The sequence below is a fragment of the Ruminococcus sp. AM43-6 genome, from assembly GCF_003461785.1.
GTDB lineage: Bacteria > Bacillota > Clostridia > Oscillospirales > Ruminococcaceae > Hominimerdicola > Hominimerdicola aceti.
Window position 1 is genome coordinate 28,199 of record NZ_QTXU01000024.1, and the last position, 10,428, is coordinate 38,626.

Sequence of the window (10,428 nt, forward strand, 5' to 3'; positions counted from 1 at the left end):
TTAATATAAGATTAATTTGTAACCGTGACTTTCTATGACAAGGTTCGGTAACTTCTATGATTCTTTATTCTGAATTAAAAATGCATCACCATAAGACAGTTTAGAGTGTGAAATATTTTTAGCTTTCCACCCCAAACATTCATTAGACCTAACAATATTATTTAAAATGTATTCCCAGTATTCTTTTATCATTGAACATTCCCACTCATTTATCTTTGAGCTTGGACTATTACTGTTTATTTCTTTTAAAGGGCAACCACCTTTACATAATCTAAATGCAAAGCAATTTTTACAACCTATATATTTTTCTCTATATTTCTGCATTATTTTATCTGAATAAGAATTTTTAATATTAACAACAGCATCACTGATATTTCCAACAATCGTTTTCATATTCTTAGATTCTATACAAGTAACAATTGATCCATCAGGCATTAACCACGGACACTTTACAAATAGTGAACCGCAGAATATTTCACATAGATGCAGAGGAAACATCGGCGTTGATAATTGTATATCTAGTTTATTTTCACTAATATAATTCTTTAACGCCATGTACGATTTAAAATAATCGTAGGTTTCTAATTTATCTGCAGATGTTTTAATACGCGCTTCTGCTCTTCCAACAGGAATAATTGGCAATAAGCTCCATTCATCGACATTCCTAAAAAAACTATGAATATAATCTGCCATTTCTGTCATTTTATTAAAGTCGTATTGCCAAATTGTTGTTCTTACTGTAACATATGGTTTTTTTGTACATTGAGTTAATTTAGATATTGTATTCACAACAATTTTATGACCGTTACTATTCCTGGTATTTATCCTATTGTTATCATGTACATTTGGAGTACCATCAAAAGATACCATTACACTATCAAAATGTTCGGCTATATATTTTATTTTATCATTAGATAGTAAACCGTTGGTTGTTAAGTCGAAAGAATACTCAATGTTATTTTCAATACATTTATGTTCTATCATTTCAATAACCGATTTAAACACAAGCCAATCATATGTTGGTTCTCCTCCGCCAGTAAAAAAAACTTTAAGCTTATCTTGTATATTGTATAGCATTTTTTTTATTTTAATATTTTTGATAATATGTATAGTAAACGCTTCAATATCAGTAAGAGTTAAACTGGTTGTATTATTTTCTTGGGAAGAATAACCACAATAAGTACACCTTAATTGACAATTGTATGTTAGACATATACCAAATTGAGTATTTAGGTGATTTTTGTATGAAAGAGAGTCTAATGAAGATAACCACCTGTCATATATTTCATCATAATAAATATTAGTTTTATATAGTTCCCGTAATAAATCAATCTTTTCTTGTTCAAGACTATTTCGATATAATATCATTCTTTCACTATCATAAATGTATTCTTCAAGTGCATATTCCATTATCTAATCCCCTTCTTTTTAAATAATAGTTATTATACTCGTTATAAATATCTGAAACTTTAACTTTTTCATAATCATAGCTTAACTCTTTCAGCAAAATACCAATTTTATAAGACAGTTCAAGAGTTTTTCTATCAATTTTATTCAATTGAATTTCTTTGTCATTCCTTATTTTGCATACACACTTACCATACACATTTTTGTGTGGAATCTGTTCAATTTTAAACGCATTATCGCCCTTACAAAAATAGTAATCTTTATTAAGTGACACTATTCTATGAATTAGCAAATATTTATTTTCGTAAACAAATAATACAACATCGCCCAACTCATAATTATCACACTTGACTATCTTTACAATTTCATTATTTTGTAAATCTGGGAGCATACTATCTCCATTTATTCGCAACTTAATATCTAAATTAACTGAAAGAATAAACTCGATCACTCTAGTATAATCCATAGTTATGCCTTAGTTCTACAATAAGATTTTCCACTACCACAAGAACATTGATGTACCCCAGTACCTGATCCACAATTTACACCTGAACCAGCACCCGAGCACGAAATTGATGTAGCCAGAGCCTCAATATTTTTAATATCCTCAGAATCATAAACTGTCATTATCGGTTTTACATAAATCATATTTTCTTTCATAGTTATTCCTCCATGAATATTTAACCATTTATTACTTTTAATTCTCAATTTTATTTTTAACTTTACCTAATACAAGCATTAGACTTTCAGAGCATACTGCTAAAGTAATAATTATTATTACTTTAACAGTCGAATAGTAATATAGAATGAAATATACCATACTATAAATAAATAGTATGGTATGTGATTTTTTTTTAAACACCTTTTTTTCTAAATCGTCAACTGCTTTATTTTTTGTGTCTACTGGAGACAAATACCAACAAATTATAATACTAAAGAAGAATGTAATTGCATAATAATTTGTTGGAAGTTTTACCCATTTAAATATAGAGAGCCATGCTACCATAATTGCACTAGATACAATATAGCATCTTATTGTTGTAGAGGCATGATATCCTCCTGAGTATGTTCTTAATGGTATATATACTGCCAGTAAAAGTATTGAAAAAATAAGCTCACCGAAAATAGCTCCTATTAACAAGGAAGTTATCAAATTCAGCGTTATTACTAAGCCGATTTGGATTCCATACCTATATATTTCCCTGTTTTCAGAAATAATAATATTTTCATTTTCAAGCTGTTGAGTAATGTACTCTGAGATTCTTGTAAACATCAGAATTTGCGAAGATTATTAGCACCATCTGGTAGTTCTGGCTGGTGATTAATCCATATACAACAGCTGTTTACATTTGCTGTTGTAATTGCGAGTGCCAAAGCTGCAATCAATTTTCCATATCTTCTTAAGCACCTGCTTAGTAATCTCTTCATCATTCTCTCTCCTTTACTTTTTATAATATTGTACCACATTTTTTCGATTTGTGTTGTATTATGGTATGAGCGGTAGTAGTTTTGGGTATGAACGGTAAAAAAGACTGCCGTTTTTATCCGGCGGTCTTTCAGTCTGTCGCAAAACCCCTGATTCACCACGAATCAGGGGTTTTAATTTGCATATAATCAACAATCTAACAAAAACGTAAGAGAATTTCGTAAAAAGCATCAAAACACAGCGATTTACCCTCCTCTCCCACCTGTGAATTGCATACTTTTTCAGATTCATGGCAGCAAATTTAAGCCTAACCCACTTGCTGACCTGGGCTAAGCCTCTGTAATATGCAAATCTCATCGAGTGCTTTTCCTTAGCGTCTGCAAACACTCTTTCGATCGTTTCTTTTCGCCTGTCATACAGTTCTCTTATCCCGTATGTGTGACGGTGATCCTCAACCTTTTCTAGATATTCCCACCAAATGTGTTTCGTAACAAGCTTTTCACTTTTTGAATTTTCGGTGCACATATTCCTTGACTTGCAGTTTTGGCATATGTAACCCTTGCTTTTGAATTCTTTGTAACCCTCTCTGTTGGTAGTTGCGTAGTTCAATATTTGATTTTCAGGACATATCACACAGTCAAATTTCTCGTCAAGAACGTAATCATATGGCTTAAAAAAGCCTTTCTTACTCATTGGTCTTTTGTATGGAAATACAGGATCCTGCCGTCATCGATTATTCTTTTGCTTATCCAAGGTGTCTTGTATGCCGCATCTGCAACTATATTCTTTACCTGCGGAAAATGCTTTATCAGCCTTTCATAAAAAGGGTCAAATGAAATGCTGTCATGAACGTTTCCGGGAACAATAACTGCGTCGAGTACATACCCGTTTTTATCACATCCTGTCTGAGATGCATATGCAAGACATTCTTTATGCTCACCTTTGTGAAAAACTCCGCTTTCGGGATCTGTTGTTGATTCATTTATTATCTTTTCCTTGGGCGGTTTATTGCCGTCAAACGGCTTTTTGCCGTGTTCTTCACGATCTTCGTTGATCTCATCCATAAGCTGTTTTTCGTAAGCTTTGCGGCTGTGGGAACTGCTTTTTTCACAACCTTTTTGATATTTGCATTTGCCTTGATATGTGTTCCGTCAACAAATACAGCTTCGGGCGAAAGATAGCCTGCATTATCAATTTCGGACAAGATCCAATAAAAAATTAAGTCTCCCCATTTCCCTCACCAATCCCCCCAACGCCCCAGTTGTGCAAAAACTGAACATCTGATATGATATAATAAACATAACAAAACGTAAAAAGGAGCTAAATCGTTATGTCAAAAAAGTTACCAAAGGGCAACATGAGCCTGTTCGACTTCCAGGAGCGCTACGACACTGAGGACAAATGCCGCGAATATTTTCTTCGGCTGAGATACCCCACGGGTTCGTTTGTCCGCACTGCGGAGGGACGGAATGCAGGCAGATCAAGACTCGCAATCTGCTTCGATGCAAGTCCTGCCGCAAGCAGATTGCAATCACCAGCGGCACAGTTTTTCACAGCTCACACCTGTCGCTTAGGCAAATTATCTGGGCGATTTTCCTGTTCGCCAATGACAAGCGCGGATGCTCGGCGGTGCAGCTGCAAAAGATACTGAAAGTCAATTATGACACGGCATATTACATTCTGCTTCGGCTCAGAAAAGCAATGAAAATCCGCGATGACCGCTACATATTGGAGGAAATCGTCGAGCTTGACGACACCTATGTTGGCACCGTGACACACGGCAAAAAACGTGGGCGCGGCACTGAAAAAAGGTCTTATGGAGAAATATTTCCTGCACTATGAAACATTTTCGCCAGAAAAGGATATGCTGAGGCACCTGCACACTGCGATCTCAAACATGAAGTCGATGATCGAGGGCACATACCACGGCGTGACGAAGGAACATCTACAGGAGTACCTGGACGAGTTCTGTTTCAGATATAGCCGTGCCTTTGGTGTACAACTTTTCGGACGATTAGCTGCGGCTGTTTTTTGCTGAGATTTTTGGTGAGGGAAAGGGGAGACGTAATGTCTATTTGTGCACTTTAATATTGTATAAAATGGCTTTGGCAGTATATATGCCATCTGAAACGTTATTTTCTAATGTACCGTGGTATTTTTCAAGTGAAGTACGAACACTTATCAATCCTAATCCATGCTCGCTGTCCTTAAAATCAAGCTTCTGTTCACCAAAGGTATTTTCTATTTGAATAACTATCATACCTTTGGCGTAATTGATAAATAGTTTTAAAATCTTTTTATCGGCATTTTCCAAAGCATTTAGTGCATTGTCAATAAGATTTCCAAGAATGACAGTCAGATCGAAAGTTTTTACATTCAGTTCTTCAGGAAGCTTGACTTTAATCGTATATTCAACGTTCATATTTTCGGCAACCGCAAGCTTATAATTAACAAGGCAATCTATATCCGAATTTCCGGTATGAATGTATTCATTTTGAAGGTTCATACTCTCGGACATTTCATCTATATATTTTACGGCTTCTTGGTCATTACCTTGTTGAATATTGTTTTTTACATTAAGAATGTGATTTTTCAGATCATGCTTCAAGAGCCGGATCCGTTTATCTGATTCATAAATAATTTCAAGTTGATTTTTATATGCTTTATTAGCGCTGTCAATGGAATTATACATTAGCCTGATCCGCATATTTTCAATATACTTATCGTATAAATAAAAGTTCAATAAATTTATCAGTATCAGAATAAATGCTATAACAAATCCCTTTATATCGAAGCTGGGTTTTACTAAGACCCCGATAATAATTGTCCCTATGGAATTTGTTATAAGCACAAAAATATAAAATGAATTGATCAGCATTTTTTCATCACGCTTGAAAGTTACCCTTACAATAAAAGCAACAATTGCTAAAGTGATACTTTGTATAGTATTTGATCTGACCAAAACAGCACTCGGGTCAAAGCATGAACACATCCAATCAAGAAACATTCCGACAGCTATAAATATTACAGTCAGAAAAATGCAGTTCAGTATGCTTTTTTTATACTGCAAAGATATAAGAAAGATTGGCAGAATATTAAATATAAGATTTAAAGCCATGTTATCAAAAAATATATAAATGCAGGAATTCAAAGAATAGAATATCACATATGTCAAAAATTCTATTCGTTTATCAAATACACATCTGCCAAAAATTGAATTGATAAAAATATGAACTGCATATACATATAACGCATTTGAAACCAAGTAAAGTGAAGTTATCATTTCTGCCCTCCAACATCATATGATATCCTTTTTCGTACATATGACTGTAATCGTCGGCTTATTGTGAACTCTGTTTTATCCGATAATATGATTTTATCATAATCACTCATGATAATGTGATTTGTATTTACAGCTATTCCTCGCCTAATAGTAATAAACTTGTTTCTCAGTTGTTGCTTCAACACATTAGAAAATTTTTGATAGGTAAGTATATTGCCGTTTTCGGTATGAAGTAATAATTGTTTACCCTCACTTTTGATATATATTATAGAATTAACGGCTATTTCATGCTTTGTATTTTCATATGTATAAGTAAATAAAATGTTTGATTCATGATAGTAATCAATATATCTGTTAACAACAGAAAAAACATTATCACTATCAATAGGTTTGATTATGAAGTCAAAGGGCTGCGCCGAAAACAGTTCCATCGCATACATGTCCTTTGCCGATACAAAAACTATCTGAGTTTTAATATTGCGCTGTACTATCCTCAAATAATGACTTAGATCAATCCCATTCATTTGTGGAAATTCAATATCCAAAAAAATCAAATCGTACATATTTCCCGATTTGATCGAATCACACATTTTTTCGCAGGAAATAAATGAATGAATTTTAAAATCCGTCATATATGCAAAGTCATATTCCATCAAATAGTGATAGATTTGTTTACATATTGCTATATCATCATCAATAATCGCGATTCTTATCATAATTCCAGTCGAGTAGACAATCTCGACACTCCTTTCAAAGTATTTCAAGTGAAAGGCTTGCCTACTGCCCCTCATAGAACCGTACGTGCGGTTTTCCCGCATACGGCTCTTCAAACAGTCATTGGAGACCAGTTCCATATATCAGTCGTTAAATGAGGTTCGGATACATAGTAGTTTCACACTCTCAGATACTTTTCGTATCTGAATTTTCCTTTTTGGTCTCTTCTGTTCAGCATTCGGTATGTGCTGTGTTTCAGATATTCCCAGAAATTTTTGTATCGAATGGAAGTTTACGTTCACTCCATAGTAATTGCAACGCCCTCTGATTACCGCCGCCAGTATCTTCATCGTTTCTGCAAGCGGTTTCGTAAGCCTTGGGCAACACCGCACAACTATTGTGCGCATATTGCGCAGTCAGATTTTTCGTCAGATTGGCTAAAAACAACGAAGGCTAACTCGCGGGCATAAAGCTTTGCTTTATGCAGTCGAGGAGTTTTTGGCTAATATGACGGAAAATATGCAAGCAATATGCGTGCAAAGCCGTCAGGCGGTAGTTATGCGGTGTTGCCCTTGTTTTCATCCATACTTTTGCCGCTTGCTTCTTCGCTTGTAGCTTCTTCTTGCTTGTCCGCACTCCCAGTCTGTATTTGCCTGTTCGTGTAGTTGTGTTGTAGAAGGTAAAACCAAGAAAATCAAAATCTTTCTTTGAATCTGCCTATTGGCAGTATTCTTGTCTTTTCCTTTGCTACTTCAAGCCCGAATTTTTCAAGTCTCGTCTTCAGTGCATGCATTACTCTTTGTGTCTCATTTTCGTACTGGAACAATATCAGAAAATCATCCGCATATCTGACATAGTATGCCTCTCCCTTTAGTTTAGGCTTTACTGCCCTTTCAAACCACAGATCAAGTACATAATGCAGATAGCACAGGCGAGATAAGTCCGCCCTGCGGCGTCCCTCTGTCGCTGTCCTTTAGGGCAACACCGCACAACCGCCCTTACCTTATTTCAGGAGCTTATCAGACTTCCCAGGTATGCAGATACTTCTTTGCACGCTCGCCACGCCCTCTGACCCCGACGAAACCTACAGCATTCTCGCATTTCGACTGCCGTATTACTGCCTGTGACCTGGAGGAAGGTATCGGCTTCCGCTCTATATAACTTACGGGGCTGTATTGCTTCACGCTTTCGCATTGCGGCTCTCGTACTCCACTGCCTACGCTTAAACCTCACCTCTCGGCTTCGACTCCAAGGCTGTGTACCGGCTGTTTGCTGGGCTTTACCGGGTCCGGACTTTCACCGAACTATTTTATCTGCACCGAACTGGCGTATCCTGCCATTATTCTACATTATATCAATTATCTTATGATAAATCAATACACTATTTGTTAAAAAGATGTATAATATATTAATATTGACGAGCTTTTGAAAAAGTTTAGAATTTGCCAAAATAAAAACGGCGGATTGAGATTGTTTTCAAGCATAAATCCGCCGTTTATTGCATTGTTATTGTATTTTCTTCTTTTAGACCCAACCCTTGCTTTTTCTTTTGTATCATCCTCCGCAGCCTGCTGTCCACCGTCCGTCTGACTGCCTTATACTTCTGCGTATAATCCTCCTCAATGCACCTACTGAGATTTGCAAACAGACCAAAGATCGTATTAGCAAGCATAACGTTCTCGAATTCCTCTATGTGCTGCAACATATTTTGTGCATATTCATTTCCGTCATTTGCGGACTTTTTAAGCCATTCCACTGCTTTTGTCTTATCTTTCTCAAGTCCCTCTGCTCCGAAAAGATAAAGCCTGCCGAGCTGATAGCTTGACCACATATTCTTATCTGCGGATTTTTCAAAGCAGTCTACGGCTTTTAGAATATCATACTTTTCTTTTTGCAAATAAAGCTTGCCAAGTGCATACTGCGTGAATTCGTTATCCTCAGCTAAAAGCAAGTATTTTTCGGCTTTGTCCAAGTCCTGCAACACGATCTCGCCCTTGAAATATATCTTGCCAAGCTTGTAACAGGCAAAAGTATCTCCGCTGTCGGCATACTCAGTAAGCATAGAGAGTCCTTTTTCAATATCCCGTTCAAGATGTTCTCCCGAAATATATTCAAGTGCAAGGAAGCGTTTTGCATTGATGTTCTCAAACTTTATTTCTTTTTCAAGCAGTTTTACAGCCTTTTCCTTATCCTGATAAATATGTTCACCAAGCAGCAGTGCCTTTCCGTACTCATATAAACCGTTCTTGTTATTCATCTCAGAGGAACGTTTGAAGTAATCTGTAGCCCTATCCATATCAACGTCAGTACCAAGTCCCTTTTTAAACATAGAGCCCAGTTTGTAATATAGGTTATCGTCAGCCTGATCCTTGCTTTCGAGTTTCAGAAATCCAGATAATGCGTCCTTGTAATATCTCTGCGCGGTTTCTTCACTTTGAATTACATATTCGCCTTTACTGTACATCTGTGCAATTGCATATGACGCATAAGGATGTCCCTGCGAAGATGATTTCTGATACCACAAAAATGCCTGCGAAAAATCTTTCTCCACGCCGTTGCCGTAATAATACAAGTTGGCAAGACTGAACTGAGCAAACTTGTTTTTCTGCGTTGCCGATCTTTCAAACCATTCAAAAGCCTTTTGGTAGTTTTGTTCTGTACCTGATCCGTAGCAATACATTTTGCCTATTCGATATTGAACATATGGTTTCAGCTTCTTTGAGCTTGGCTCAACTTCAAGAAAGCCTTTTAGGGCTTCCGAATAATATCTTAGCGACTTTTCCTCATCTTTTGCACCAAGTTTGTCAGTTGAATGTAACTTCCCTAAATCGTGAATAGCAAGAACATTGTCTAACTGAGATTCCGAAAGCAAAAGTTGTTCTGCTTTTTGAAAGTCTTCAAGCTTTGAGTTCTTATCATAAATCAGCTTGCAGGCTTCTTGGTAGTTATTACTCCACTTTAAATAATAGTTGCTGTCCGAAACATAATCAGCAGTATAGGTTGTGACTGTATTATCATTTTCAAATTGTTCCGTTTCATCAACAAGCTGAGAAGTCACAACATCTGGATCATCAATATCGGACGCTGTCAGTTCAGTGTCTTGAACTACTGCATCGACTACATGGTTATTCATATCAAGCACAGTTCTGATTATCATATTACGCACAGGCTGAAAAACCTTATTCTCTGTCAATGCTGACATTTCTTTTTCCTTTTGCGTATAAGTCTTGCACTTCAACCGCTCCAAGTCACACCACTTTTCATAGAGCTGACGGACATTCTCATCCCTTGCAAGCTCCAAAAATATATTGTTGACCGTTTCCTTGACCTCTGGTGGAAGATAGCCATACACTTTTTTACCTTTGACATTCTGCAATTGGATATAAAGCTTTTGAATTAGATTTTCAAGCTGCGGATCATCAAAACCGCCTTGATGAATTTTTCTGACGATACTTTCAAACTCTGTTTTGGATACGGCTTTCAATTCGTCACGGCTTAACGTCTGCTCCTGATAGATTGACTGCAAATCGTCATGAAATATATCGTTTGCAAATACCGAACGCACTTTATCTATTCCAGCCTTTGTCAGAAAGCCTTG

The 10,428-nt window shown here is 36.3% G+C and carries 11 protein-coding genes and 1 pseudogene; all 12 read right to left on the reverse strand.

All coding sequences use genetic code 11. The annotated features are described in order from the left end of the window. Nucleotides 1–54: 54 nt before the first annotated feature. Entirely contained in the window at nucleotides 55–1,410 is a 1,356-nt protein-coding gene (locus DW938_RS11645; RefSeq protein WP_118125006.1) for a radical SAM protein, read from the reverse strand. After that, nucleotides 1,394–1,873, reverse strand: a complete 480-nt coding sequence (locus tag DW938_RS11650; protein WP_118125008.1) for a S24/S26 family peptidase — start codon at nucleotides 1,871–1,873, stop codon at nucleotides 1,394–1,396. The genes DW938_RS11645 and DW938_RS11650 overlap by 17 nt, the downstream gene beginning before the upstream one ends. A 2-nt stretch (nucleotides 1,874–1,875) precedes the next feature. Next, nucleotides 1,876–2,067 (reverse strand): hypothetical protein, encoded by a 192-nt coding sequence (locus DW938_RS11655; RefSeq protein ID WP_118125010.1) that lies wholly within the window; start codon nucleotides 2,065–2,067, stop codon nucleotides 1,876–1,878. Between the two features lie 37 nt (nucleotides 2,068–2,104). Next, on the reverse strand, nucleotides 2,105–2,680 hold the full coding sequence (locus DW938_RS11660) for an accessory gene regulator B family protein (protein WP_118125012.1): 576 nt from the start codon (nucleotides 2,678–2,680) through the stop codon (nucleotides 2,105–2,107). Next, nucleotides 2,680–2,874, reverse strand: coding sequence for a cyclic lactone autoinducer peptide (locus DW938_RS11665; RefSeq protein WP_347517425.1), 195 nt, complete (start codon nucleotides 2,872–2,874; stop codon nucleotides 2,680–2,682). Before DW938_RS11665 ends, DW938_RS11660 begins: the two co-directional genes overlap by 1 nt. A gap of 19 nt (nucleotides 2,875–2,893) precedes the next feature. Further along, complete coding sequence (locus DW938_RS11670) at nucleotides 2,894–3,526, reverse strand: transposase (protein ID WP_118125016.1); 633 nt, start codon at nucleotides 3,524–3,526, stop codon at nucleotides 2,894–2,896. Next, on the reverse strand, nucleotides 3,523–3,897 hold the full coding sequence (locus tag DW938_RS11675) for a transposase (RefSeq protein WP_118125018.1): 375 nt from the start codon (nucleotides 3,895–3,897) through the stop codon (nucleotides 3,523–3,525). Before DW938_RS11675 ends, DW938_RS11670 begins: the two co-directional genes overlap by 4 nt. 319 nt (nucleotides 3,898–4,216) lie before the next feature. Beyond that, nucleotides 4,217–4,387 (reverse strand): hypothetical protein, encoded by a 171-nt coding sequence (locus tag DW938_RS15165; RefSeq protein ID WP_242992527.1) that lies wholly within the window; start codon nucleotides 4,385–4,387, stop codon nucleotides 4,217–4,219. A 517-nt stretch (nucleotides 4,388–4,904) separates the two neighbouring features. Continuing rightward, nucleotides 4,905–6,116 (reverse strand): GHKL domain-containing protein, encoded by a 1,212-nt coding sequence (locus DW938_RS11690; RefSeq protein WP_118125023.1) that lies wholly within the window; start codon nucleotides 6,114–6,116, stop codon nucleotides 4,905–4,907. Then, the gene (locus DW938_RS11695) at nucleotides 6,113–6,880 is read right to left on the reverse strand and encodes a LytTR family DNA-binding domain-containing protein (RefSeq protein WP_207660706.1); all 768 of its coding nucleotides are present in this window, start codon (nucleotides 6,878–6,880) and stop codon (nucleotides 6,113–6,115) included. Before DW938_RS11695 ends, DW938_RS11690 begins: the two co-directional genes overlap by 4 nt. Before the next feature lie 644 nt (nucleotides 6,881–7,524). Next, on the reverse strand, nucleotides 7,525–7,761 hold the full coding sequence (locus tag DW938_RS15005; RefSeq protein ID WP_347517426.1) for a reverse transcriptase domain-containing protein: 237 nt from the start codon (nucleotides 7,759–7,761) through the stop codon (nucleotides 7,525–7,527). 564 nt (nucleotides 7,762–8,325) lie between these two features. Next, nucleotides 8,326–10,428: pseudogene (locus DW938_RS11710) on the reverse strand (SEL1-like repeat protein); the annotation flags it as partial.

Excerpts from the sequence above, each read along its gene's own strand:
- DW938_RS11645 (WP_118125006.1), bottom strand. The coding sequence starts at position 1,410 with ATGGAATATGCACTTGAAGAATACATTTATGATAGTGAAAGAATGATA.
- DW938_RS11650 (WP_118125008.1), bottom strand. The coding sequence starts at position 1,873 with ATGGATTATACTAGAGTGATCGAGTTTATTCTTTCAGTTAATTTAGAT.
- DW938_RS11655 (WP_118125010.1), bottom strand. The coding sequence starts at position 2,067 with ATGAAAGAAAATATGATTTATGTAAAACCGATAATGACAGTTTATGAT.
- DW938_RS11660 (WP_118125012.1), bottom strand. The coding sequence starts at position 2,680 with ATGTTTACAAGAATCTCAGAGTACATTACTCAACAGCTTGAAAATGAA.
- DW938_RS11665 (WP_347517425.1), bottom strand. The coding sequence starts at position 2,874 with ATGTGGTACAATATTATAAAAAGTAAAGGAGAGAGAATGATGAAGAGA.
- DW938_RS11670 (WP_118125016.1), bottom strand. The coding sequence starts at position 3,526 with ATGAGTAAGAAAGGCTTTTTTAAGCCATATGATTACGTTCTTGACGAG.
- DW938_RS11675 (WP_118125018.1), bottom strand. The coding sequence starts at position 3,897 with ATGGATGAGATCAACGAAGATCGTGAAGAACACGGCAAAAAGCCGTTT.
- DW938_RS11690 (WP_118125023.1), bottom strand. The coding sequence starts at position 6,116 with ATGATAACTTCACTTTACTTGGTTTCAAATGCGTTATATGTATATGCA.